The organism is Lysinibacillus parviboronicapiens (genome assembly GCF_003049575.1).
Classification (GTDB): domain Bacteria; phylum Bacillota; class Bacilli; order Bacillales_A; family Planococcaceae; genus Lysinibacillus; species Lysinibacillus parviboronicapiens.
In genome coordinates, this window is sequence record NZ_PYWI01000014.1 from 33,834 (window position 1) to 59,489 (window position 25,656).

A 25,656-nucleotide genomic window follows, 5' to 3' on the forward strand; every position below is an offset into this window, starting at 1 on the left:
TATGGAGTACAATAGTATTATACCTGCATTTCCTACTACCAACAGTCCAACTGCTTCGGGTGGGACAGTTGATGGTTTTAAGATTACAGTTTCAACAACTCAAATTCAAAACCCTAACAATGCTTTCGATAAAAACAATTCCACTACACCAAGAAGTAGTATTCTCCCTGTCGCAAACGAATATATTCAAATGACATTTCCAAAAGAGTATTTTTTAGCAAGATACACTATTAGAGTTGGCTATTCTTGGTCACATGGAGACTTGAAAACTTGGGAGTTTCAAGGGTTAGTTAATGGTACTTGGGTTGTCCTTCATGCAGGAAGTCATGGAGCTGTATTAGAAACACTTACATTTGACCTCACACCCACTTGGGTAAGTGGGATTAGAATTGTACACAAGTCAAGACACCAAACTAATAGTTGGGGTGTAGCTGAATTAGAGGTTTTTGAGTTAGTATACTCTGAAAGAGTATTAGTCTTTCACGAAAATAACTATAAGACTTACAACACATCAACATCTTCATGGGAAGTTGTTTCGTCTACTTATCCAACAGAAGACCAATTTGTTAATCAAGGCATTGATGCTTATTTAGAGAAAAGCATCTCAGTAATAAATGAACTGGATGATGCAACAGTCTTATATTACACAGACAGTGGTTGCACATTTATTGAATTAATTGATGAAGTAGAACCTTATTCAGTTTATGACTACATTGGTGAACTTCCTGAGGTTCTAGTGTACACAGAAACAACAGACGATATTATCGTATCAACAACTACTGAGCCATTTGATATTTATGATGAATTTGGCGACAATGTTGAGGTTCTTTATTACACAGATGATGAAGAAGTAAATGAAGCTGATTTAATTCTTGAAGCTAATTGGTCGCCTATAGATGAACTAGAAGGTGATTTTGAAGTTGTCACATGGACAGATGAAGCCCCTGAGGCTGCACAGAGAGTGCTTGAAATGACTGCTATACCAAAACCTCAGTTTATTAAACTAGTCAACCCTAAACGTGTCTATGGTGCTTTAGATGATGTTATCGTCAATGACATATCTCAATCATATCGTGATGAAGCTCGCTACTTTGTTGGTGGAGAAACACCTGATAAATGGTATGTGTGGGATAAAAAACTAGAAAAGTTTGTTGTCTCTGATGCTTCTACGGAGCAAGCAATATCAGCTAATGGTATGAAACATACAGACCTAAATAACATCACCGATGCTCAGTGGCGTACATGGAAAGAAAAATACTTGAACATTGGTGTGTTCTTGAAAGACAACCCTCGTGACACAATTGTTTCTGTTGTGGAGAGTGTTTCATATGAAGATTATCTTCCTCGTGACACTACAACTATTTCAGACACAAGCTTATACATCTTAAACACTACTGCTAAAATCGACATTTCATTTGACGCTAATATTCTTAAAGGTGTTTTAAGTGATGGTGATTTAACTCGTGTTCAATATCGTGTATTACTCAACAATGGTTACTACTACCCTACTGATGGAAGCTTTACTAAACTAGGTGAGTCACCTCAGAACATTGAGTTAGTAATCGGTAGTAAAGATATTAGAATTGATGATTGGAACACACTTAAAATAGAGTTTCAAGATTTCTTTGGAACTACAGATTATTGGTCAACTCAATTCATGGGAACATATTCAGGTCTTATGTTCAAAGATGTCTATGGGCAATACTTCTCTAGTGAGATTGGTGAAGTTCTACAGTATCTTGACTTCGGTGTTATTATCGCAGGTCAAACTACAATTGAGCATGAGGTTATTCTTAAAAACCAATATGGCTATGACGTTAAGAACATTCACTTATACGCTAACACATCTAATTTCCCTACAGGTATGAGCATTGAATTTAGTACAAGTTTATCTCCCTTCATGCCACAGCCTGATTTAAGACTAAGTGGTGTGCTTCAAAATAACGAAGAAATACCATTCTTCATTCGACTAAAATCTGAATTAGGTGCTACGCCTGACGCTAACGGTTCATTTGACATAATCGTGAGAGCAGACAAAGCCTAATCACAATACAATGTGATAAGGAAGTGAAATTATGGAGGAAAATAATTTTAATGAAGGAGTTACGGATCCCCTGCTACAACAGAATACGGGTGAAATAGTAATAGCATCCTTCCACACTGATTCACCCCCTCACAACAGCTTTAAAGCCAAATATTCTTTAATCGCTGTTGGAAACAATGACGTATTTACAGAAATTATTGCGAGACCTGCTGAAAACGCTGATATTAATACATATATTATCCCTCGGGCCTATGATGAGACTTCAAAAGAGATTTACATAAACATTATGTATCGTGGTAATTCAGAAATTCTAACTGAAATTCAACCGATTGGATACAACAACCTAGAAGCTGAAATAGAAATACCTCCTCATAATCGGATGTCAGCTCTCTACGAAATTCAACAACCGCCCATTATTACAGACATTTTCAACCCTACTCAAGACGCTTTCACGCGTGAAAAAATGGACTATCAAACAATTAACTACGGTGGCTATTCTTCTATGGTAGTTGGTCGTAGTCACGAGGATATTTGGCGTTCATTTGTACAATTTGACTTGTCTTCCATTAATCCATCTTATGTACTTACGGATGCAAATTTAAGATTGTACTACAGTAACAGTATCCCTCAAAATATTACTCTAGAAGTTTTAAATGCTAATAATTCATGGTCTGAATATGGTATTACGCACTTAAATAGACCCACTCCGATTAAGCTAATTACCAATCAATTTACTGTCAACAAACAAGCAGGTTACGTTGAATTTAATGTATTCGATATTGTAAAAAATTGGGTAGCACTTACTCAAATAAATAACGGCTTTATCATTCGTGTGTCTAATGAAATAACGGATGGACAAGTTACATTTAAAACCAGGGAATCCAAACTCCCTCCAGCGTTAGTAGTAGAATACTATGACTCCAGGATATTTAGTTTTGGTAGAAGTCAGCATATTACTGAAATCTTCGTATATAAGCGGCTAAATTCAGATAAAAATACTGAAATAACTGTTGATTCAACATTTGAATCTTCTGATCAACAAACATATCTTTACGTGCACCGATCAGAAGTGCCTTTAGATGAAGATATATGTGTTGAAATCACAGCAAATAAGCCTTATGTGCCTACCGAGCTAATAGTAGCTATTCCGAAAGATCACGATATTACAACAGAGATTAGTGTTAGAAATCCAAGAGATAGTCGCATTTTGATTGAAATAATTGTCAACAAACCTACTATTCCTATTGAAATATCAGCTTCAAGAAGAAAAGAGGACGAAATTGACACCGAATTAGTCGTTTCTAAACCTTGCACACATGTTGAAATTACTATTCCTACTTATAGGAATAGCGTTATTAACACTGAAATTGATATTAACACTATTTATGCAAGTGTTGTTAACACTGAGATTATAGTGAGCAAGGAAACTATCCCAACGGAAATTACTCCACGAGTTATTAAAAATAATAACTTATATACTGAAATAGCTGTTTCTAAACCAAAAATTTACATTGAAATTGAAGTAAAATATCGCAACGATATTTGGGTCGAAATTGAACCGAATATTAAGAGTGATATACTAATCGAACTTGTTGTATCTAAGCCTACTGTTGAAGCTTTAGTTACTGCTAGAGTATATGAAGATGCTGATTCGGATGCTGAAATTTTTGTAGCCTACGTAAGTGAAATAAACACTGAAATTATCGCACGTAAAGTAAGTCAAATTAATACTGAGATTACTAGTAAAGCAGTCAGTCAAATCAACACTGATTTATCTGTATCGAAGCCAAAGATCCTTGTTGAAATTACTATTCCGACTTGGGATGATTCTGATATTGTCACGACGATCGAACCCCGTGTCCTAATGGTTCATAACACTGACACAGTCATTGTGGTGAATGGCGGCGTTACTGGCTATGCGTTTATTATGTAAATTAGTGAACAAAAGGAGAAATAGAGATGATTATAAAAAATTACGAAATCGGTGAATTACAAGCTTTTCTTTTTAACCTCATTTTAAAAGGGAAAGAATCACGAATGAGAACTCGCTTTATCAAATTGTTAGAACAGCAATTGAATCAAGTAAATCAAGAAAGACAACAATTGGTTGATGAATATGCGGAAAAAGATGAAAATGGAGAAATTTTATATAATACAGAAATTGTAGATGAAAAAGAGATTGAGCTTCCTATTTTCACTGAAGAAGCAGAAAAAGAAGTGCAACAACAAATTTTGACGTTACTACATGAAGATTTTATTATTGAAGAAACGGCAGAAAAAATTGACATGTTACATATTTTACAGGAGATTGTCTTAAATTGTGATTTAGAATTCACAGGTAAGAAAGCAACTCTATTTGATAGATTCTGTGAAATTTTTGAGGATATTACATTACTTGAAAACTAGATGAAATGAGCAGTCAGTTCAGGATAGGTGTGGATCTTATCGTCCTCCCTATCCTTTTATTATTTATATAAAGTCGGTGATTAAATTGCAAAATGACAAGCTAGGTGAACGATTAGCTAGTGTTGAAGTGGAAATCAAGAATCAGGATAGCCGTATTTCAAAACTGGAAGGTAATCATGAATTATTGTATCGCTTAACAGTCGTGTCAGAACAACAACAAGAAATGAATAAACACCAACAAATTCAATTAAATAGAATGGATAAAACCTTCAATAACATAAATATTAACCTCACCAAATTAAACATGTCGCAAGTTGAACTACAAGATGATGTAAAGGGCATTGGAAAACGAGTGGACAGTATTGAAGAGGATTTAAAACTGGAATCCGCTAAAGATAGCCTCTCTATTAGTGACACGATCAAACAATATTTACATTGGTGGATTTTCATTCCGACAACAATTGTAGGGGCACTCCTACTAAAATGGCTAGGTTTATAAAGAAAGGAATGGATACATATGAAAATTAACTGGAAAGTTCGAATTTGCAACCCACAATTCTGGGTGACCCTAGGATTATCGATTATTACCCCCCTATTTGCCTACTACGGCATCACTGGCGCTGATTTGACTACCTGGGAAAGTGTCTGGACCTTAATTGTCAATGCGCTTGCTAACCCTTACATATTAGCTTTAATGGCAGTCAGTACATATAACGCAATTTTAGACCCGACCACGGCCAATGTTAGTGATTCAAAAAGAGCCCTGGCTTATGTGAAACCGAAACGAGATGATTTTATTGACTATAAACATTAAACAGAATTTAGTATCGCCCTCAAAATACGGTATCAAATGTCCTTATCACATGGATGCACAATTTATAACTATACATAATACAGCCAATGATGCGGCAGCTTCAAACGAAATTCGTTATATGATTAGTAATCACAATCAGGTGTCCTACCATTTTGCTGTGGATGATCAAGAAGTTATCCAAGGATTACCTTTACATCGTACTGGATGGCATTGTGGAGATGGAAAAAGCAACGGCAACATGAAATCCATCGGTATTGAGATTTGTTACTCGAAATCAGGTGGTGAACGCTATGCAAGGGCTGAAGAATTAGCGGTTCAACTTACAGCACAGCTATTGCATGAACGTGGCTGGACAATGGATCGAGTGAGAAAGCATCAGGATTGGAATGGAAAATACTGCCCCCATCGTATTCTTGATGAAGGAAGATGGTCTTCCTTCTTACATAGAGTACAGAAGGAACTGAATCTACTGACGGACAATAAGGGAGGTTTTACAGTGTCACAATTTGAAGAATTAAAAGCGGAGAACCAGGCTATAAAACAACAATTAGATTTCATTAAAAAATCGTTAGGATTGGTGGAACGACCTGTTAGTGATTCCCATGAAGCGGGCTGGCAATGGGCTAAAAAACAAGGCCTACTGAATGGGGTAGATCCACAAAAGCCTCTTACTCGCGAGCAATTTGCAACTGTCCTGTATCGACAAATCAATAAAAAATAGAAACATACTTTTCCCTCTCACTGTTCGTTATAGCGAATGGTGGAGAGGGAATTTTTTTGCTTCTCCTTCTATTTGAGGAATCACAAACAAATAAATTTTCATCATTTTAAATGTGGCTTTATATTCTTAACACAAAGAACCATGTTACAATAGAAAGGAACATTTGGCATCAAAGGAGACATTACATGAAGCTTTCAAGCATTTTAAATTTTTGTATTCTTGTATTTTTCACGCTACTATTCGTCAATGATTTTTTCCCTGCCACTACTTTAGCAGAGGTTTTATCGAAGAAGGTTATCCTTGTTATATTAATCGTCCTCGTCATTATTCAAATATCGACAGCAAAGGGTACATATAAGAGGCTATCTAAAAAGGCATATGTGGGTGTAACCCTCTACACAGTCGGACTTTGGATTATCTTATCATTACTTGGTGGGAAGTCACAATTCGGACTATCTTTGAACAGCCCCATTTTTTATATTATTGTATTGTTACTGGCGTTTGATTTATTACGGGTCTATCGCCAGTCAAAAAATGAAGAAACAGAAAAGAAAGCAAAACCACAATAAAAAGCATGTTGCCGAGCAGAGCTACACTTTTGAGCTCAATCGGCAACATGCTTTTATTTTTATTCGGAGTCTCCGTCAATCGTTAGATGATTACGATTCTAATGCACCTAGTATGACATCCAGCTCATTAACAGCATGATCTAAGCGTTCCTTCGCTTCGACATTTTGCTGCTTTAATTGACTAAACTCTAACAAATTTTTCTCATGCTTTAATTTTATCGAAGACAAACGTTCTATGCGTGACTCAACCTTTTCAATTGTCTGCTCACAAACTGTTGTCCAGAGCTTTTCCGACTGCTGCATTTCATTTGTAGACGGATTGTGTTGGCGCATGATGCGTGTATACACTGTTTCAATATGTTCAATCAATTCCGTATAAAAATGACGTTCTACTCGTGTTGTTTGGAATGTTGGATGCTCCACCTCTTTTGCATATGGGGTAATTTGGCGGAGTAGTTTCCCAGCATTTTCTCCAAAACCATGCGACAAATTCAGGACATTCATTAGTTGCAAAAGTAAGCGAATTTCCTCGAGATTAATGAGTTGCGCATCGATATTTTCCTTTAACTTTAACGATTCCATATAGCGACGATCGAAATGCTCAATTTCACCATTGCGTTGTTCTACCAAATGGACACTCGCATTTTCTTTTAAGCTTTTAATATAGCGGATTGCATGACTTCTTAACTCTTCCAACGAAAGCGTGTTGTCATTTTCTTGTTGTGGTTTCCCTCGTTGAACATAGGCAAATGCATCCAATTTTTTGGGCCATTGTGCTTTAGGGGTTTCTTCTGAGACATTGTAGCGTATATAAATTCCGTGCATTCCATATCCTCCAAGTCCAATTAACAAGTATCTCTAAAGACAATAAATCGAATACGGCTTTTTTTCAAGTAAAAAACTTTCAAAGTTGTAAAATCTTTTTTCGGAGGTAGTCTATCATACGCCAAATCCAAAATATTGCGCAATATTATTTTCTTCCACGTCTTTCCACGTTAAGATTTACTCATGTATAGACTACCTCACAAACTGTGCTTGTCATCATGATTGGACAGCCTGTTTATTAACCCTGACGTATTTCTTTAATGCTCTTTCCTTCTGTAAACGCATGAATAGATGTCACTGAACCAACTGACTTGAAATTCAACTTGGCATAGACCCTTGCAACAGGCGCACTAATTGGCATAATCCAAAGATTCTCTATTCCGGCTTTCATCGATTGTTGTTGAATATGCTGCAACAAATAGCCAATCAATCCACGGCCACGGAAGCTTTCAATAGTCGCGACACTCTCCACTCTACCTTGATTTCCTGCTACAAAAATATTGGCAGTGCAACAAGCTACCCCGTTAACTCTTAATAAATAATACGTAAAGTGCGGTGATTGATACGTTTTATAGAAAGCTTCTTTTATTAAAGCGGGCTCACCGAATGTGGATATACTCATTTCTACAGCCAATGCTTCTTGTACATTATTATCTGTTACACGCTCAATATCAATCGCTGGATTTATCGGAAGCTGCACAAACTCGCCATTCCAGCATTGTATGTCATCTGTAAAGGTCTCATATTGAAAGCCATGCACATGTAATTTCTCTATGCATTGTTGATTTTCCTCTACATTGTATAAATACATTCTTGGTATAAGACCTTTTGAAACATAAAATTTCTTTATGTCCATTAAAAAACAATCTACCTGCTCAATCTTCTGCCATATATGCGCATGATTGGCGTCATAATATGTTGGCATTTCCTGATTATAAAACAATATTCCCGCTGCACACTTCTCCATGTCACTAAAACTTTTTATATAATCAATATCCAACTGTATAATTTTTTCCAGATTACGCATGCTCAATATCTCCTTCTAACCATTGGTCATATAAAACCTCTAGCTGTTGCTCTAATTTCTGGCGTTGTTCTTTGGCAAGTTTCGGTTCTTTTAATTTCAATTCTAGCTTCTCGATTTGCTCTTCAATAGATAGTTCTTTTTTATTATGGATTTTCGCTTGTGCTTTTTCGTTTATCGGTACGTTCACTACGGACAGGCGCTTCGTACGCGCCCATTCATAATCACCCTCATATACCTGGATATTTTCGTATTCAATCCATGCAATTTTTGTAAAGATTTTTTGTAAGAAATATCGGTCATGGGATACACCAACAATGGTACCCTCGAAAGATTCAAGGGTATCCTCCAACACTTCCCGAGCTTCAATGTCTAAATGGTTGGTCGGTTCATCAAGTACAAGTAAATTGATATCCTCATGCATTAACTGAGCTAAACGCAGTCGCATTTTTTCGCCGCCACTTAAATCCTTTACTTTCTTAAATACGTCATAGCCATAAAATAAGAACTGTGCAAGTAGATGACGGGCATCGGCTTCCGAAACAGACACACGCTCACGAAAGGCATCAATTAGTCGAATTGCTGGATTGTCATACTCAAATTGTTGCGATAAGTAACCAATTTTCACACTACTTCCTACCTTACAATTGCCCTTATTTGGCACAATCTCACCTAATATCATTTTGAGCAGTGTTGTTTTGCCACTGCCATTGTCCCCGACAATCGCCACTCGTTCCCCAAAATAAACCGACAAATTACTATCCTTCAATAATGGCTTTTCAAATGCATGACTAACGTCTTGTATCTGTACAACTTCCTTACCACTACGTTCAGCCATCGTTAAGGCCAAGTTCATTTTCTTTTTGGTCATTGGCTTTTTTACACGTTCTATACGTGCCAGTGCCTTTTCCATGCTTTTGGCACGACGATGTAAGGAGGCATTAGGTGGATTCGCTTCATTTGCCCACTGTTTTAAACGTTTAATGGTTTCCTGCATTTTTTTAATTTTCTTTTGTTGTTCTTCAAACTCGGCAAATTGCTGTTCAATTTTCGCGTCTTTTTGTGCCACAAAAGCGTCATAATTCCCCTGATACGTAAATGCCTCGCCATCTTCAATTTCTATAATTTTTTGCGCCATTTGATTCATAAACTGGCGATCATGCGATACTGCGATAATCATTCCAGTAAAGTTTTGCACATAACTTTCTAGCCATTCAATGGCCTGCATATCCAAATGATTGGTCGGTTCGTCTAATAATAGAATGGAGGGATTACTTAAAAGGATTTGCCCTAACATGACTTTTGTTTTTTCGCCACCGCTTAAGTTTGCAAAGGGCTGTGAGAGCAATGCAGTAATACCGAGCCCATTTGCAATCATTGCTAATTGTGCGTCTACCTCGTAACCCCCCTGTTGCATATAGAGTTCCTGTATATGACCATATTGCTGCAATACTTTGTCAGTAACCTCAGTTTGCATCTCCAGCTCCAGCTTTGTCATTTTTGCTTTTACAGCATAGATATTGGCAAATGCCTCCTCAAGCACCTCTTTTGCTGTAAGTAAAGGATAGCTTGGGATTTGATGTAAATACCCAATTGTCGCATCCTTACTTTTAATAATACGTCCTGCATCTGGTGTATCGGCACCTGCTAACAACTGTAATAACGTCGTTTTTCCACAGCCATTTACACCAACAATCGCCACATGTTCTCCTGTATTGACTTCCAGTTGAAGTCCTTCAAATAAGACATTACCACCCATAACTTTTTGTATATGTTCAGCTTTAATTTGCATCGTTTTTTCCTCCATGAAACGTGCGGAAAACATCTTAAGACAACAAAAAAAGACTGCTCCATTAACAAGCAGTCTTTTCCCTCATTATTTGTGAAAAAGAATGGTTAATCCGCTACGTTTTGTATTTGATTTTGCTTAAAAATGGACAGACCTATCCCGTTGTTTGCAAAATCGAAAGTAAGTACACGTGCAAAATACATCGCTTTATCTGCATTTACACCTGTTCTCGTAGCGTTTTGATTCATTCCTTTTCACCTCCGTTCATCATAATTGGTTTTATATTACCACACTCCATAGAAATTGGAAACAGAAAAAAATGCAATAACTTTTATTTTTGAAATATACAAACATCTCTAGTAGTTATATACTAATGTGGAATAGCAATGTTTTCCTTATCAATTGTAATAATTAGATAATATTATGATTATTTGGTAGTAAGTTACTTTAGTGTTAACTTACTGTCTTTTTGTGTAAGGAAGAACTTGGAGGGACTTCTATGAAAAAATTGAGTATGCAAAACAAAATGAGCTTGTTATTAGTGGGGATCACCTTATTTGTCCTTATTGCAGTAGGCCTCGTTAATACAAGCGAAATGAAAACCACATTAGAAGCGGAATACAAGGCTCGTCTTGGCGAAATTTTTGATTTAAGCGTATATAATTTAGATCAAACACTACCTGGTGAATGGCAATTAAAAGATGGGGAGCTTTACAAGGGGGAAGCAAAAATTGCCAACGAGACAGCTTTAGTTGATAAATTAGGAGAGTTATCGCAAGCAGCGATTACTATTTTCGCTAAAGATACACGTATAAATACAAACGTTATGGTAGATGGTCAACGCGCTGTAGGTACAACTGCCGATTCAAAAGTTGCAGATGCCGTGTTAACACAAGGAGACGTATACAGTGGAACAGCAGAAGTGGTCGGCAAACCCTATTTAACACAATATGAACCGATAAAAAATGCATATGGTGAAATAATTGGTATGATATTTGCAGGTGTCCCTACTTCTGAAATAGATGCCGTGGCCCAAAAAATGCTGTTAAAAATGGGGGTCATCGCCTTTATAGCTGCTGTTATTGCTGTCATTGCCGGCATATTATTTGTGCGTGGTATCGTTAAGCCTTTAAAACGTTTAAACGACCAACTTGAAACAATTTCTGCTGGCAAAGGTGATTTGACACAACAATTAGTCGTTAATGCGAAAGACGAAATCGGTGATCTTGCCCATTCATTCAATGCCATGCTGGAAACACTGCGAAATATGATGCGACATGTCGATGATACAGCCAATCAAGTTTCCGCTTCATCCGCTGAGTTATCTGCTACAGCCGGTTCTACGACAAGTACAACTAAACAATTAACATCCAACATGGCGGAATTAGCGAGTGGTGCAAGCACACAAAAACACAGTGCTAACGAAAATGTCGAAGCCATGCAGGACATTGCAGGTGGTATTCAACTTGTAACAGAAACAAATAGTGAAGTCTCAACCTATGCATCGGATGCCTTTGACACTGCAAAGCATGGTGAAGAATCTGCTCAGGCAATGCAGATGCAAATGCATGTCATGACAACAGCGGTCCAAGAGAGTGCCAATTCTATTGCGGCACTTGACACACATGCCAATAAAATAGGCGAAATTGTAGAGGTCATTCATGCCATAGCTGACCAAACCAACCTACTTGCTCTAAATGCCTCAATAGAAGCGGCGCGTGCTGGAGAACATGGCAAGGGCTTTGCCATCGTCGCAGAAGAAGTTCGAAAATTAGCTGAACAATCTAAAACATCTGCTGCTCAAATTACTGATACTATCCATACCATGCAGCAACTATCCAAAGAAGCAAGCGAACATATGCAACAAAGTGAAAAGGAAGCCACTTCAACTGTGAAGGTTGTTCATACAACAAGCGTAGCCTTTGAAGACATTACGACAAAAGTTTCACTTGTTACAAATAAAATCCAAGAGGTATCTAGTATCGCCGAGGAATTATATGCACGCATCGAACAAGCGAATGCCTCGACACAGATTATGGCTGAAATCGCAGTCGATGCACGTGAGCAGTCAAAAGAAGTCACACAGATTGCGGAAGCCAACCTCTATTCCATGGAAGACATAAACAACGCGGCAACCCAGCTCACAAAAAATGCAGAAACACTGCAAGATTTAATCCATCAGTTTAAATACTAACTTCCGTGAACGCGGTATCTTATCAGCGCAAGTCATGGTTGTTTCAGCGACAAATGCAATTCTATCAGTGCAACATGTCGTTCTAACAACGATTCACTGGGATTCATGTAAAATACTAATTCAGCAAAAGATTGTTCATTATCAAGACATTTGATAATGAGCAATCTTTTTTACGTAGTCCACATTCTTGTTAGGCTATATCTCTGAAATAGGCATCCAGTCCTTTTTAGGTTCTCACTTTTTTCACGAACACCTTCACGAAAGGAACAAGGAAAATGGAGACAATCAGTAACCTGAATAACTGAAATGCAGTGACAATGGTGACATTGGCATGAACCGAAGCGGCAATAATCCCCATTTGGTCAAGCCCACCCGGTACGATACTTAAAAAACCTGTTTGAAAATCAAGCTCGTATAATCTCTTCAAGATAAAAGTTAAACCATAGGCAGTACCGATAAAAATTCCTGCTGATACAAATGCATAAAACACATGCTTCTTCGATAAATGTAAATCCTCTTTTTTCAATAAAAGCCCAATATAAATACCAATACATAGCTGCGCCATATGAAGAAGAAACAATGGCATTTTTGGGACATCCAGCCCAACTAAATTCAAGCCCATTAATAAAAATACTGGCCCAAGCATATAGCCTGTCGGGATTCTCCCCCTTTGTGCAAGCCATCCTGCTAGTCCACAAATAGCAAGCAAGCCTGCTAGTTCCCATGTCCAGCCGCCATCTACAGGCATGATATTCCCACCGGAGCCCGCCACCATTAAGGGCACAAAGCCAACAATCAGTAGCACACGCAAAACCTGATAAAATGTAATAACGGCAATATCCATATTCCCTTGCTCCTCAGCGAAAGCCACGACTTGTGCCATTCCCCCAGGTACGCAGCATGCCAAGGCCGTCGAGAAATCTAAATCTGTACGTCTTGCTACTAAAAAACTTATGGCAAGAAACAACACGATAAAGATTACATTCAGCACAATCATACTGCCTAAAAATTGTTTAATATCCTAAACCGCTTCAGGCGTAAAAGCAAAGCCAATGGAATAGCCTGCAACGACTAAACCAAAATTGCGAAAATATTTATGCCATTTCAATTGAACGTTTGTAAACAGTTGGACACAAAGCACTGCAGTAATGGCCCCAAGTAACCAAGGCATCGGAATATGTAAAAATTGAAATAACAGCGCCCCAATATACCCAATACATAACGTAATCAATATTGGCTTCAAAAATTCATACAGACCAAGCACCCCCTTACGAATGAATAGCTCTATTATGCAGTGAACGAAATCAATTTACCACTCCACTACCTTTCTAGTCCCTATATGCGTATAAAAGAACCTGTTATGAATTAATTGCAACCTCTTATCAAAGAATCTACCCTATCCAAAAATTTCTATGCTACATTTATATTATCCTGATTCGGTTGATGGACGCCATCCGCAAGAGTGCAGGAACAGTTACGTTTAGATGTAATTGATTGTAAGGGGGCCACCAATGAAAATTCATTTAACGATTAATAATGCGCTAGAAGAAACCGAGATTCATATTCACGCAAAGGAGTACAACGAGCAAATTGAAAAACTAATGAAACAATTGCAAGCAGCTCAAACAACAATGCTTGACGGCTATTTGCAGCAGGAAATCCATCTAGTAAAAATTACCGATATTTATTCAATTTATGCAGAGGGTGCGAAAGTATTTTTACAGACGGAAGAGCAGGAATTCGAAACCAAGCGCAAATTATATGAACTAGAAACACAGTTAGCAAAAGACTTTGCCCGTGTTAGTAAATCGACACTCGTCAATATGAACAAAATTGCTTCGATTCAGATGGGCACAATTGGGACCACAGAATTACTTCTCGATAATGATGTATCCATTCATGTTAGCCGTAAGTATATAAAAGAATTAAAGCGCCAGTTAGGTATCGGGAGGGATTCATAACATGAGAATTTTAAGCATGATGATTATCGGACTACTCATTTCACTTAGCTCTTCCTACGTCCTCGTGACGATTAGTATTGTGTCTAATAATGCTGTGGTAACAGGACCAGAATTACTAGAGCAAATTATAATCGCCGCCATACTCGGCATTGTCATTGGCCTACTCTCCCTAATTTTTGAATTAGAGCGTTTATTATTTACTATTCAGCTTGCTCTGCACTTTCTTGCTGTAACACTTTGCGTTTTCATAGCAGGCTATTTTGGCCGTTGGTTTGAACATTCGGGCATGTTCTATGTGTTTGTCTCTGAGGTAATCATTTACTCCATCGTCTGGTGCATTTTATACGTGCTACAAATAAATGATATTGAAAAAATCAATCAAGAACTACAAAAGAGAAAGCAATAACAATATGGGCTTATTACAAAAAATCTGAATATATGCCATATATAATACACATCGTTTATAGAAACGATGTGTTTATTATTGATTTTTAACAAACAATTTGATAAATTATTTATAAATAAACAAACAATGTAAATAAAAGTTTGTTTTCAGGAGGTTCCACAATGGATGTAAATCAATTATTTTGGCAAGCTTCAATTGATGATATTAAGCAAGGCTATACAGAAGAACGGACACACTTCACTTGTTTGCTTTGTGGCGAGACAATCGAAAAAGGAATTATATATCCACACGAGGGTGTATTGTATGAGGCTGAAAAATTTATGCAGCTTCACATAACGGCAACACACCAATCCGTTTTTCATTACCTTAATGGATTAAATAAAAAAATGACAGGCTTAACGGATCATCAAAGTCATATTTTGCGCTTATTTTATGAGGGTAAAACCGATCAAGAGATCAAAGAAGAATTGGAAATAGGCAGTGCCACAACTATCCGTCACCATCGTTTTGCATTAAAAGAAAAAGAACGTCAGGCAAAAACATTTCTTGCAATGATGGAGTTATTAAAAGAGCATGATGAAAAAGTCGATACTTTTGTGCCTATTCACAAAACGGCAACGATGGTAGATGATCGCTACAATATTACACTTACGGAAGAACAACAGTTACTTGAAAAATTCTTCCCGAGTGGTATCGGCAAAGAGCTTGTCCGCTTCCCAAAACGTGAAAAGCATAAAATTGTTGTACTTCGAGCAATCACAAAGCTTCTGGATGACTCAAAACACTATACAGAAAAAGAATTAACTGCGGTTATTCAACCTATCTATGAGGACTATGTGCAAATACGTCGCTATTTAATCGAGTATGGTTTTATGAATCGTAAAGATGATGGCAGTGCCTATTGGGTAAAAAAATAAGAAAGTAGGGTTTAAAGTGGATCATAAAAAAGAATTGAAAGAGTCCTATAAAGAAATTGAAATTGAAGCTGGTGTTTTCACGATGACCAATAAACAAAATGGTAAAGTGTTTGTCAGTAGCTTTAATAATTTAAAACGTTTAAATGGTTTCAAGTTTATGTTAAAAACAAATACACATAATAATAAAGCATTACAGGCTGACTACAATACATTCGGCATGGAGGCATTCGATATCGAGGTTGTCGCGTATTTAAAGAAAAAACAAGAAGGCTATTTCGATGCCAAGAAAGAACTCGAAAAGCTTGAGCAAAAATGGCTCGACGAACTACAGCCCTTTGGCGAACAAGGTTATAATTCTCCCAAGAACAAGTAATACTTGGAATTCCACAAAAAAGTTAGCAGACTGATGACAAAAGGTATTCGCCATAATCACATTGCGAATACCTTTTGAATTTTTATCAACAATACATTATCTCAATCATTTATAGATCTACACTAGTTAATCGGAGCACAGGTGGCGAGTGTAGCTGACGGCATTCGCCTTTCGCTACAGAGCAAAGCTTTCTGCGGGAAAAGCATGTGCTGAAGGCCCTGCCGAGGACACTGAAGCCATGCCCGCGAAAGACGTCCGCCGTAGCAGAAATCAACGGGTTAATATAGATACTTCTCTTTTAAAAGAAAAAAAGACTGTCACCAAACTCAATTTTGAGTTTGTCCACGGTCTGAGTTAGAGCGATTATGCTGCGTTAAAATAATGTTTCTATTGTGCTGTTATTTGTTGTTGAACTTTTTTTGTCAACTTTGCGAAAACTAAATCATAGGAGTGCTGAATGAGCTGTTCAACTACATCCATCGAGATATCTGAATTCATGTAAATAGAGTTCCAATGTGTTTTATTCATGTAATACCCTGGGATAATATCTTCATATGTTTCTCTAAGGTCCTCAGCTCGATTAGGTTCACATTTCAAGGTAAGAACTGGCTTCCCAGTGGCATTTCCGCCAATCATGGCATACAGCTTATCGCCAATTTGATAACGCTCAGCTTCCCACTCTTCTTTATAATCATGTGTTGTGCCTGCAAGCTTCAAACAATAATCATGTATCTTGTCCTTGTCCATATGATTCGCTCCATTTCAACATTATTAGTATAAAAAAACACACGTTCGGTTATAAACATTATAACCAGTAACGTGTGCCTAAGCAATTGTAATTGTGACTCTTTGTAAGGAACGTTTGGAATCCCTGTCGTGACAAAACACAATCATAGTAGATTAATTTTTTACCAACAAAAACAAAACAATCCCTCACTTTAAGCTACGATCGAACATACCGATGACTTCGGTCGTTTGTAGAATATTGACAAACGCTTTTCCATCTGTTTCTTTAATCATACTTTTTACTTCTGCAAGCTGGTAGCGCGTAATGACGGTAATTAATACTTTGCGCCCCTCTCCAGAGTAAGCCCCTTTGGCATCAATAATTGTTACACCGCGAGGAAGCTTCGCTAAAAGCTGTTGCCTTACTTCTTCACCTTTACTAGTGATAATCATTAGCGTTAATTTAATATGACTTGTATGAATTGTGTCTACAACCTTCCCTGTGGCATAGATGGATACAAGGGTTAGTAAAGCAGCGTCCCAGCTAAAGACAAATCCTGAGATGGCTACAACAACTGCATTCATTCCAGAAAGTAACACACCGAGCGGAAAATCCCGTTTGCGACTTAACAACATTGCTACAATATCAAAACCTCCAGAAGAACCTGAGGCACGAAAAATAATGCCAGAGCCAATACCTACAATGACACCGCCAAATAAAGATGCCAGAATTGGCTCTTGTGTTGCTTTATAAATAGGGATAACATATAAGCTTACCGACAATACGACTACCGATAGAATGGTATATCCTATAAAGCGCTTCCCCAATTTCATAACACCTAAAATTAGCAATGGTAAATTTAATAAAAGGTTCAAAACCCCTGTATTTAAGGGTGTGACAATACCAAGCATGATGGCTATCCCACTTAATCCGCCACTCAAAATTTCATGGGGAATTAACAAAAAATTATAAGCAAAGCCTACTATTATGGATGCCAGCGTAATGATGACAATATTGCGCATAAATAATCCCCCACCATTCTATAACGAACAAGTTTTGATTCATCTTTCCCTTAGAATACCCAACTTATTCGCCTGAAAAACCTACATCCATCGTTTTCGTGGCATCTAGTGCCCTTATCTAGAATCCCTATTTCTTTTGTTCTTCCTTAATCGGCGCTTCCTTTTTTTGTCCCTCTTTTTCAGCTACCTTATAAATACGTTCCAGCATAGGCGGATGAGTATAGCGGAACCATTTTACGAGCAGCTGTGGATTAACTTCACTTAAGCCAGACTTTGTTAACTTTTGAAATGCGGTCACCGCGGACGCCTGATCGCCCATTAAGGAAATAGCATACTGATCTGCTCTTGTTTCCTGATATCTTGAAATATAGTTAGAGAGTGGACTCGATGCAAACAAAAGAATAGAGGTAATGAGTAAAAACAATGGTAATGAATGAATGTCGCTAATTTTATTAATTTTTAATATGTGTCCATAACGTGTAATCAGCCATTTCATACATTTCGATGTCAGCCACAGTCCTATTAATGTCAATAAAAGATAACCAGCGATACCAAAATAAATATGCTTCTCTACGTAATGGCCCATCTCATGTGCCATGATGAACAAAATTTCATTGTCCGACAGTCGGTTTAAGGTCGTATCCCATAAGACAATTCTCGAATTGCTACCTACACCCGTCACATATGCGTTTAAAGCATTAGTCTTTTCCGCCATATTGACTTCATATACATGCTCCGCCGGTATTTGGGCTTGTTCAGCAAGCGTTAAGATTTTTGTCTCTAGCTCTTTATTTTTCAGCGGATAAAAATCATTGTATAACGGATCAATGACAACCGGTTGGATAAACATGACAAAAATCGTAAAGGGGATGGTTAAAAGCCATGCAAACAACCACCATCTCTTAGTACTCTTCCTGATGAGCCAATACAGTACAGATACAATGAGGAAAGTCATGCCAAAATTCACCCAAAAATCAATGACACCGTCTCGCATCCACGAAGAAAAACCTTGTGTACTTATGCCATAGCTTTTACTTAGATAAAAACGATAATATTCGATTGGGTATAATACTACATACAGCACAATCGATAATAAAAACAAATAAGCGGCATTTTGCACAAGTTTCCATTTAGTTTGTGCCGTTGAAACCTTTTCAAAATAGCGTGATAATCCCATCAGCAATATAACTAGGTAGACAAGCCATTCAAAAGGTGTAGCCACAAAAAATAGGAAATTTCGTATTTTTGAATATTCACCACTTAAGTATAGTTCTCGTTCAGACATAAACATCGCTGGGTCCGCAACTGTTCCTTTTAATGCTTGTGGTATTGTGCCACCACCACCATGAAAAATATACCAATACATGCAAAGAACATACACTCCAAATAATAATAGCGCGACAATTCCCATTTTTTTCGCTATGTCATTTCCTCCTTGCTCCATGCTAAGTTCGTCCTATAGTAAGTGTAAGCTAAATCAAAAAAGTTAGAACAAATTTTTCGGTGTTTTTATTTCATCTCATAACCATGCCACAATTTTATTACTAGCAATGTTTCTCTTTACGACATCACATCTATTATGCTCAAGTAATAGTTTTACATAAATAGCTTCTGGCAGATTGGAAATAATAGACCACGGTTTATAATCTATTTTTAAGTGCTAAAAAATATGTTCAATGATAGCAGTCTCTTACTGAGACCTAAAACCAACGGCATCGAATGGTTATCCCTCAAGAATTTTTGCAGGTTAGGAGCACAATAGGCGATACAAGCTGAGTGGCGTAAAAGGCGCGGCGCGTTTGCAGGAACAGCACGTGTGGAAAATCCAAGTTGTGGTGACCCACCGCAAAATTAGTTAACGCTGTGCCGGCCAAAAGGGAGCGCCTACAACGAAAATCAACGGTTACTTGCTATTTATGCTAAAAAAAGACTGTAGGCAAACTCAAATTTCTTTGAGTGTCTACAGTCAGGGAAGCTTTTATAATGCATAAAAAATCATTTTGTTAAAGCGCATTTACAGACGCCCATTGAGAAGGGTTTCCTTGTATTACTTGTCCATAACAAAGGCCGTTTTGCCACGTTGATCTGTACTTAAATAGCCAGCCGTTAGTAAATGATCTTGCCATTGTTGTTCAATGCTAGCCGCTTTGGCAGCATCGCTTTCTTTCGTTGAAAGTTCTACCATGATTTCTCCTTGATAGTTCCAAACTTCAATATCTGCTTCATAACCAGCATAGCTCCCTTTATACGTTGTCGCCGTAGCAGGGCCGTAAACGACAGCCTGTGCTAATGTGTCGTTATACCATGCTGCCGAATCCCAATTTAAAATTTTCTTCGGAACGTTGTCTAAAATTAATTTCTTTGCAGCACTCGTATCTACTGTATCGTAGGAAACTTTAGATGTTGCCTTTAATGACTCTTTTCGACTGATTGTGAACGTACGATTACCGCCCTTAATGTCCAACTCAAATTTATAATTGGATTCAGAGCCAGTGAAACCATGACTCTCTGTGATAGCTAGTGCCTCTTCAAGCGGTGTATTTAGAAATCTTTTTTTATACGTAATATCGATTTTATTGCTACCTTTATAGACACGTAAGCGGTTGTTATAGTCTGCAGTTTGAAAGTTCTTACTTGGTGTATCGAAGTAATAAATTTTCACTTCATCTTTTTTAGTAGCACTGAAAGTACTTAAGATGTTAGCTTCATTGAATAACTCCGATTTAATATTATATTTAATCTCATGACCAGGTTCGATTGCTGCTTTCGCCTGTGTGACACCCATTACGCCAATACAAAGTAATACAACACCCATTAGAGTTAGTTGCAGTGCCATTTTCTTAACATGGTTCATCATATATGTCATCCTCATTTCCTATAATTTTTAAAAGTGTTGTTTCTTTAGTTGTTAACTGACTGTGAAAATAGATGATTTTTTGAGCGTTTATTTTTTTGGATAGCTCTATGATGTCATGATAATCAGGGTGTGTTTTGTAAAAAAATTGCTTCGCTCGATTTTGCACTACATGTTTCAAGTTGCTGCCATTCTTACAGTACCCAGTAAAAATAACAATGGCTGTCGGAAATTCGGACAACAGCTTCGAAATTGTCGATTCGTCACGCTCTGGGACAAAATAGATTGCGTTATCCCCCTCTGTCTTATCCTGCAAGTGGTTGCTTTTTAATGCTGTTAACACTGTGTTAAACGTTGAAGACATTAGATTTTCTGGCGCCTCGACATAATCTTCAAAAAAGGCCAACAATTCATTGTCTACAATTAGTTCTCTTGCCGTATGCTGAAAAAGGTAAGTCGCAATATCAGCGGTTTTTCCCGAAAAAGAAGATGGAAAAATAATCGGGCAATTTTGCTTGGCATTGATAAATTTCGTGATTTGCTACAACACTTCTACATTTTTGATGCGCTTCTCAATATGGCCGCTATCAATAAATGCTAAATCATACCCCCTATCATCCTCTGTCGGGAGAGTAGCCTTTAATAGATAGGAATCTACAACATAATCTCCCGAGAAAAATATCACCTCCTCTAAAAATCGAATTTTGTACCACACACTGCCAATTACATGGCCACTAAAGCCCCATTGAAAGGACAGATTATCGCTAATAGTTAACCAGTTGCCCATCGACTCTGGCTGAAATATTGTTATATTTTCATAAGTGTGCTTGAGTTGTTGCGCTGTCATCTTACTCATAAATAGCTGCCCGTTGTAGCCCCACTGCTCAAGTAAAGGGAGAGCACCCACATGGTCAATATGCGAATGAGAAATAAAGACAGCATCTAGCTTGGCCACATGGGCTTCGGTTAAATCTGGGGACGTTTTCTCATGATTATTCATCACGCCACAATCCAGAAGAATGGCCCGCCCTTCAGTTTCGACATAAAAACAATTACGACCATACTCACCAACTCCCCCTAAAATTTCCACATTAAGCACTTGCATGTCCTCCCCGTTTTTGAAGCCAATCTAATACGAACATGAAAATAACTGTCATAGCGACTGTAATAACCGCAACAGCCATCCCTACGCCAACGTTTCCTTGCTCAAATTGGCTGTAGATAAATGTTGCACCCGTCTCAACTGATGGTGGCAAAATAAGCAATCCTGCTACGAGCTCACGCATCGAAATAATAAATGTCATCATCATGCCAGCGAGGATTCCTTGCATTAATAGTGGAATAAAAATAGAGCGGTACATGTCCCAACTACTACGGCCAAAAATAGCGGCTGATTGAAAAATCGATTGATCCAATTGTGATAAAGATGATTTGGTATACTGCACAGAATAGGGTAAGAACAGCACACAATAAGTCACAACTACCATTGCCTTCGTGTTATAAATAGTCGCTGGCAACCAAGGTGCATTCCAGAACATGATTAAACCGACGACAAAAACAATTCCTGGAATAATATTCGGCATGAGACTAAAGAAATCTAACACTTGTTGCTTTTTGCGTTCGCCTTTTTTAATATACAGTGCAATAAATAATCCTATAATCGCTGTTACGACAGCTGTAATTATCGAGAAAACTATACTATTTAGAAATGCTGATAAACCAGCGCTTCCACTTGTAAATACAGCCTGATAAGATGCTAAACTGAAATTACCAGCACTCAAACCATTTCCTCGTACTTTTTGCAACGATGTGACAATAATTGAAAAGTACGGAATAGCTATCGAAAACAGTAACACCATTCCTACAAATAACCAGGAGCCGAGCTTGATATACCATGTATCTTTAATCTCCCGAACAGCAGGGGTTTTACCAGAAAGCACACTGTATGTATATTTACGCCCGATGAAATTTTGGAAATACCAGATGACTAGACACACGGAGAGTAAAAACAATGAAAGGGATGTCGCCATACTAATATCTACCGGCCATCTTGCAAGATAAGAGTGAATTTCTGTCGTAAAAACTTGAAAACCAATGCGACTTCCAAAGGTTGCAGGGGTCCCAAATTCTGCTAATGTTTTGATAAAAATCAGCAATATACCTAGAACATAACTTGAAACCAATAAAGGCAAAACAACTTTTGTCCAATTGCGCCAAGAGCTACGTCCAAAAATGAGTGCAGCATCTAAAAATGACCCATTGATTCTTAATAATGTATTTTTCAACATTAAATATAGAAATGGAAACAAATGTAGACTCATAATCATGACCATTCCAAATAAGGAGAAAAAGGTATTCGACATCCATGATGCACTCGGAATTAACTGCTGTAAAAAGCCATTATTCTGCATAAACAGTATCCATCCCATCGAGCCAATATAAGGTGGTGTCATAAAAGGTATGGTGAGGATAATATCTAACCAATCAAATTTATGTAAACTGGTTTTTGTGCGAATCAATGCCATGGGCAAGGCTAATATCGTTGTGCCCAAAATAACTAATAAACCTAATAATAAGGAGTTGCCCAGTGTTTGCCACAGTCTATCATTAGCAAACATTCTATTCATCTGCGAAACATCTAAATGCCCATCATTGAAAAAAGTATAATAGACAATAGCTATTAATGGCGCGATAGCAAACGTTGCGACAATCGTCAGTAATAATCCAAAAGTGCGTCTGCCTTCCATTATCATTGTTACTTCATTCCTTCCTACGTAAACATGGGTGGAGCTTAGCCTACAGAAGTAGGCTTGATGTGCGGGACAACAAGCAGGCAAGATCCCACAGATGTGGTTGTATCGTGCAGGCTCGCCATGCCCCGCTGAAAATGAATATTTTTTCTATAGAAATTTTTAAGGCCTACTCGAAAGCACTGAGAATTTTAAACTTTTACATTTGCCGCTTAGCGAAAAATATCATTAAATTTAGTTAAAATATCCAGTTGCTTTGCTTCTGCACCTTTCCAGTCCACATTGAACTGTGGAATTTCATCCAATGTTGCACGATCTTTCACAGGAATTTCTTTATTGCCGGGTAGTAAATAAGCATCTGTGACAAGTTTTTGGCCTTCATCTGACAGTAAGAAATTCACGTAAGCTTTAGCACCTTCAACATTCTTAGCCTCTTTCATAATGCCCACAGCTCGGGGACTGACAACTGTCCCACTCTTCGGATAAACAATCTCAACTGGCTCACCACTCGCTTTAGCTTTATAGGCCATATAATCTACACCTGAAATAGTTGCATTTTTGTCCCCTGTAATCACAGCATCAAGAGCTTCCTTATTTGCCCCATTCACTTGTAGTCCATTCTTTTTCCATGATTGGATTGTATCCCAAGCTGTTTTTTCTGCCTCCGCATAGCCGTATAGGAAATCTACCGCAGAACCTGACAAACTTGGATCAGGGATATTAATCTTATCTTGCCACTCCATTTTTGCTAAATCTGTCCATTCTGTCGGAGCTTCTTTCGTATTTTTCGTATTGTAGGCAATCCCTAATGCCGATGCACTATAGCCATAGTAATAGCCATCTGCATCCGACCAATCACTGTTAATTTTAGTGGCATTTTCAGCGTCTTTATAGCTTTGTAACTGATCTGAACCCTTTAGTCCGTCTATGGATGCAACAGAAGCTAAGACAACAACGTCTGCCACAGGGTTATTTTTTTCTGCCTCTAAGCGAGATAAGATTTTCCCTGTCGTCCCTTGAAACATTTCTACTTTCATGCCTGTTTTTTCTTCAAAAGCTTGCTGAATATTTGCCGCCAAACCATCCGGACCAGCAGAATAAACTGTTAACGTTTGAACTTCTGGTGGTTTTGCATTCGCCGCATCTTTACTGACACTTTCCGCTGATTGCTTATTTCCGCAACCTGCTAATGTCAAAGCTAAAAGAACCCCTGCTGTTGCTAGTAATTTGAAACGTTTTTTCACTGTAAACCCTCCAATTGATAGATTTGTTTTTCATCTACAAAAACTTCCAGTTGCTTGCCATGTTCGAGCGGCATTGCTTCATAAAAGCTCCATTGCTTGCCTTCTACTTGTGCCTGTACTAAATACCGATCTCCCACAAAAGTACTTTTCACAATCATCGCTTGCTTGGCAATGGTTCCTGGCTGTGGACGCCTCGATATACCTTCTGGTCGCACGATACAGCTATCTTTATCCAGCCAATTTACTTTGCCAATAAAATCCGCAACATACGGTGTTGCCGGTGCATGATAAATTTCTTCAGGAGAGCCAATCTGTGCAATTCTGCCTGACTCCATGACAATAATTTGATCTGACATCGTCATTGCCTCTGTTTGATCATGGGTTACAAAAATGGCCTGACAATCTAGTTCATGAATAATATGCATAATTTCATCTTGCATTTTTTCTCTTAGCACTGCATCTAAAGCGGATAATGGCTCATCAAATAAAATTAGTTTGGGATTGGTGGCCAATGCCCGTGCTAGTGCTACCCGCTGCTGCTGTCCACCTGATAATTCGCCGGGTTTTCGTTTTTCAAAACCTTCCATGTTCACCAATCGCATGACGTACGCTACCCGAGCAGAAATTTCTGTCTTTGGCACAATGCCCTTTAAGCCAAATGCAATATTTTGAAAAATGGTCATATGTGGCCACAGCGCGAAATCCTGAAAGACCATAGCTATATTGCGCTTATTTGGCTTGACATTTTTGTGCAACTTAGAAGAATAAATAATCGTGTCATCAAACATAATTTCACCATTTGTTGGTTTTTCAAGACCTGCTAATATTTTTAATAATGTCGTCTTTCCACAGCCTGATTGCCCTAATATTGTGATGAACTTACTATCTAATACCATGTTAATTGGCCACAGCGCTTGAGACTGTCCATATTTTTTCTCTATATTTGTCATTGAGATTTTCATCGTATCCTCCTCGTCTATCTCTACTATAAATTCCAGATATTTAGAAAATATTAA

The 25,656-nt window shown here is 37.9% G+C and carries 25 protein-coding genes and 1 pseudogene; 12 read left to right on the forward strand and 14 right to left on the reverse strand.

The genetic code is table 11. The features are described 5' to 3' along the window. The first annotated feature begins 1 nt into the window (after window position 1). The 7 genes from C9J35_RS13140 to C9J35_RS13170 all read left to right on the forward strand — a co-directional run bounded on the left by C9J35_RS13140 (window position 2) and on the right by C9J35_RS13170 (window position 6,554). A complete protein-coding gene (locus tag C9J35_RS13140) occupies window positions 2-2,044 on the forward strand; it encodes a discoidin/SUN/FTP domain-containing protein (RefSeq protein WP_107924860.1) in 2,043 nt (680 codons plus the stop codon). Window positions 2,045-2,075: 31 nt separating this feature from the next. Continuing rightward, window positions 2,076-3,977, forward strand: coding sequence for a DNRLRE domain-containing protein (locus tag C9J35_RS13145; protein ID WP_107924861.1), 1,902 nt, complete (start codon window positions 2,076-2,078; stop codon window positions 3,975-3,977). Between the two features lie 26 nt (window positions 3,978-4,003). Continuing rightward, a complete protein-coding gene (locus C9J35_RS13150; protein WP_107924862.1) occupies window positions 4,004-4,450 on the forward strand; it encodes a hypothetical protein in 447 nt (148 codons plus the stop codon). An 85-nt stretch (window positions 4,451-4,535) separates the two neighbouring features. Continuing rightward, window positions 4,536-4,949, forward strand: a complete 414-nt coding sequence (locus tag C9J35_RS13155) for a hypothetical protein (RefSeq protein ID WP_054767862.1) — start codon at window positions 4,536-4,538, stop codon at window positions 4,947-4,949. A gap of 18 nt (window positions 4,950-4,967) precedes the next feature. Next, the gene (locus C9J35_RS13160) at window positions 4,968-5,264 is read left to right on the forward strand and encodes a phage holin (RefSeq protein WP_010858741.1); all 297 of its coding nucleotides are present in this window, start codon (window positions 4,968-4,970) and stop codon (window positions 5,262-5,264) included. Next, window positions 5,248-5,985: a peptidoglycan recognition protein family protein gene (locus C9J35_RS24740; RefSeq protein WP_107924863.1), complete on the forward strand. Its 738-nt coding sequence runs from the start codon at window positions 5,248-5,250 to the stop codon at window positions 5,983-5,985. Before C9J35_RS13160 ends, C9J35_RS24740 begins: the two co-directional genes overlap by 17 nt. A 185-nt stretch (window positions 5,986-6,170) precedes the next feature. Beyond that, window positions 6,171-6,554: a hypothetical protein gene (locus C9J35_RS13170; RefSeq protein ID WP_107924864.1), complete on the forward strand. Its 384-nt coding sequence runs from the start codon at window positions 6,171-6,173 to the stop codon at window positions 6,552-6,554. A gap of 90 nt (window positions 6,555-6,644) precedes the next feature. On the opposite strand, the gene C9J35_RS13175 is transcribed toward C9J35_RS13170, so the two are convergent. The 4 genes from C9J35_RS13175 to C9J35_RS23615 form a co-directional block, all read right to left on the reverse strand. After that, on the reverse strand, window positions 6,645-7,379 hold the full coding sequence (locus C9J35_RS13175) for a hypothetical protein (protein ID WP_107924865.1): 735 nt from the start codon (window positions 7,377-7,379) through the stop codon (window positions 6,645-6,647). A gap of 238 nt (window positions 7,380-7,617) precedes the next feature. Next, the gene (locus C9J35_RS13180; protein WP_107924866.1) at window positions 7,618-8,406 is read right to left on the reverse strand and encodes a GNAT family N-acetyltransferase; all 789 of its coding nucleotides are present in this window, start codon (window positions 8,404-8,406) and stop codon (window positions 7,618-7,620) included. Beyond that, the gene (gene abc-f / locus C9J35_RS13185) at window positions 8,399-10,195 is read right to left on the reverse strand and encodes a ribosomal protection-like ABC-F family protein (protein ID WP_107924867.1); all 1,797 of its coding nucleotides are present in this window, start codon (window positions 10,193-10,195) and stop codon (window positions 8,399-8,401) included. Before abc-f ends, C9J35_RS13180 begins: the two co-directional genes overlap by 8 nt. Window positions 10,196-10,299: 104 nt before the next feature. Then, on the reverse strand, window positions 10,300-10,440 hold the full coding sequence (locus C9J35_RS23615) for an RAxF-45 family protein (RefSeq protein WP_167395967.1): 141 nt from the start codon (window positions 10,438-10,440) through the stop codon (window positions 10,300-10,302). A gap of 251 nt (window positions 10,441-10,691) precedes the next feature. Here C9J35_RS23615 and C9J35_RS13190 point away from each other — a divergent pair, with 251 nt between their 5' ends. Further along, entirely contained in the window at window positions 10,692-12,386 is a 1,695-nt protein-coding gene (locus tag C9J35_RS13190; RefSeq protein WP_107924868.1) for a methyl-accepting chemotaxis protein, read from the forward strand. Between the two features lie 226 nt (window positions 12,387-12,612). Here the strand turns inward: C9J35_RS13190 and C9J35_RS13195 are convergent. Further along, a pseudogene (locus C9J35_RS13195) lies at window positions 12,613-13,557 on the reverse strand (AbrB family transcriptional regulator). 340 nt (window positions 13,558-13,897) lie between these two features. Here C9J35_RS13195 and C9J35_RS13200 point away from each other — a divergent pair. The 4 genes from C9J35_RS13200 to C9J35_RS13215 all read left to right on the forward strand — a co-directional run bounded on the left by C9J35_RS13200 (window position 13,898) and on the right by C9J35_RS13215 (window position 16,043). Continuing rightward, window positions 13,898-14,347: a LytTR family DNA-binding domain-containing protein gene (locus tag C9J35_RS13200; protein WP_054767865.1), complete on the forward strand. Its 450-nt coding sequence runs from the start codon at window positions 13,898-13,900 to the stop codon at window positions 14,345-14,347. A gap of 1 nt (window position 14,348) precedes the next feature. After that, a complete protein-coding gene (locus tag C9J35_RS13205; protein ID WP_107924869.1) occupies window positions 14,349-14,753 on the forward strand; it encodes a DUF3021 domain-containing protein in 405 nt (134 codons plus the stop codon). A 161-nt stretch (window positions 14,754-14,914) separates the two neighbouring features. Further along, on the forward strand, window positions 14,915-15,670 hold the full coding sequence (locus C9J35_RS13210) for a DUF2087 domain-containing protein (RefSeq protein WP_107924870.1): 756 nt from the start codon (window positions 14,915-14,917) through the stop codon (window positions 15,668-15,670). 16 nt (window positions 15,671-15,686) lie between these two features. After that, on the forward strand, window positions 15,687-16,043 hold the full coding sequence (locus C9J35_RS13215) for a GIY-YIG nuclease family protein (RefSeq protein ID WP_107924871.1): 357 nt from the start codon (window positions 15,687-15,689) through the stop codon (window positions 16,041-16,043). Between the two features lie 387 nt (window positions 16,044-16,430). Here C9J35_RS13215 and C9J35_RS13220 read toward each other — a convergent pair whose 3' ends face one another. From C9J35_RS13220 to C9J35_RS13255, 9 genes are all read right to left on the reverse strand, one after another. Further along, window positions 16,431-16,790, reverse strand: coding sequence for an MmcQ/YjbR family DNA-binding protein (locus tag C9J35_RS13220; RefSeq protein WP_107924872.1), 360 nt, complete (start codon window positions 16,788-16,790; stop codon window positions 16,431-16,433). 186 nt (window positions 16,791-16,976) lie between these two features. Beyond that, window positions 16,977-17,792: a YitT family protein gene (locus C9J35_RS13225; protein ID WP_107924873.1), complete on the reverse strand. Its 816-nt coding sequence runs from the start codon at window positions 17,790-17,792 to the stop codon at window positions 16,977-16,979. 127 nt (window positions 17,793-17,919) lie between these two features. Beyond that, a complete protein-coding gene (locus C9J35_RS13230; RefSeq protein ID WP_107924915.1) occupies window positions 17,920-19,215 on the reverse strand; it encodes a M48 family metallopeptidase in 1,296 nt (431 codons plus the stop codon). A gap of 624 nt (window positions 19,216-19,839) precedes the next feature. Continuing rightward, entirely contained in the window at window positions 19,840-20,649 is an 810-nt protein-coding gene (locus tag C9J35_RS13235; protein ID WP_235616298.1) for a CYTH domain-containing protein, read from the reverse strand. Continuing rightward, window positions 20,633-21,055: a hypothetical protein gene (locus C9J35_RS24200; protein WP_235616299.1), complete on the reverse strand. Its 423-nt coding sequence runs from the start codon at window positions 21,053-21,055 to the stop codon at window positions 20,633-20,635. Before C9J35_RS24200 ends, C9J35_RS13235 begins: the two co-directional genes overlap by 17 nt. Before the next feature lie 132 nt (window positions 21,056-21,187). Beyond that, window positions 21,188-21,745 (reverse strand): MBL fold metallo-hydrolase, encoded by a 558-nt coding sequence (locus tag C9J35_RS24205; protein ID WP_235616300.1) that lies wholly within the window; start codon window positions 21,743-21,745, stop codon window positions 21,188-21,190. Continuing rightward, window positions 21,738-23,399, reverse strand: coding sequence for an ABC transporter permease (locus tag C9J35_RS13245; protein WP_107924874.1), 1,662 nt, complete (start codon window positions 23,397-23,399; stop codon window positions 21,738-21,740). The genes C9J35_RS24205 and C9J35_RS13245 overlap by 8 nt, the downstream gene beginning before the upstream one ends. Window positions 23,400-23,608: 209 nt before the next feature. Continuing rightward, complete coding sequence (locus C9J35_RS13250) at window positions 23,609-24,640, reverse strand: ABC transporter substrate-binding protein (protein WP_107924875.1); 1,032 nt, start codon at window positions 24,638-24,640, stop codon at window positions 23,609-23,611. Further along, window positions 24,637-25,602 carry an ABC transporter ATP-binding protein gene (locus C9J35_RS13255; protein WP_107924876.1) on the reverse strand — a complete coding sequence of 322 codons (966 nt, stop codon included), beginning with the start codon at window positions 25,600-25,602 and terminating at the stop codon, window positions 24,637-24,639. Before C9J35_RS13255 ends, C9J35_RS13250 begins: the two co-directional genes overlap by 4 nt. Between the last annotated feature and the right edge of the window lie 54 nt (window positions 25,603-25,656).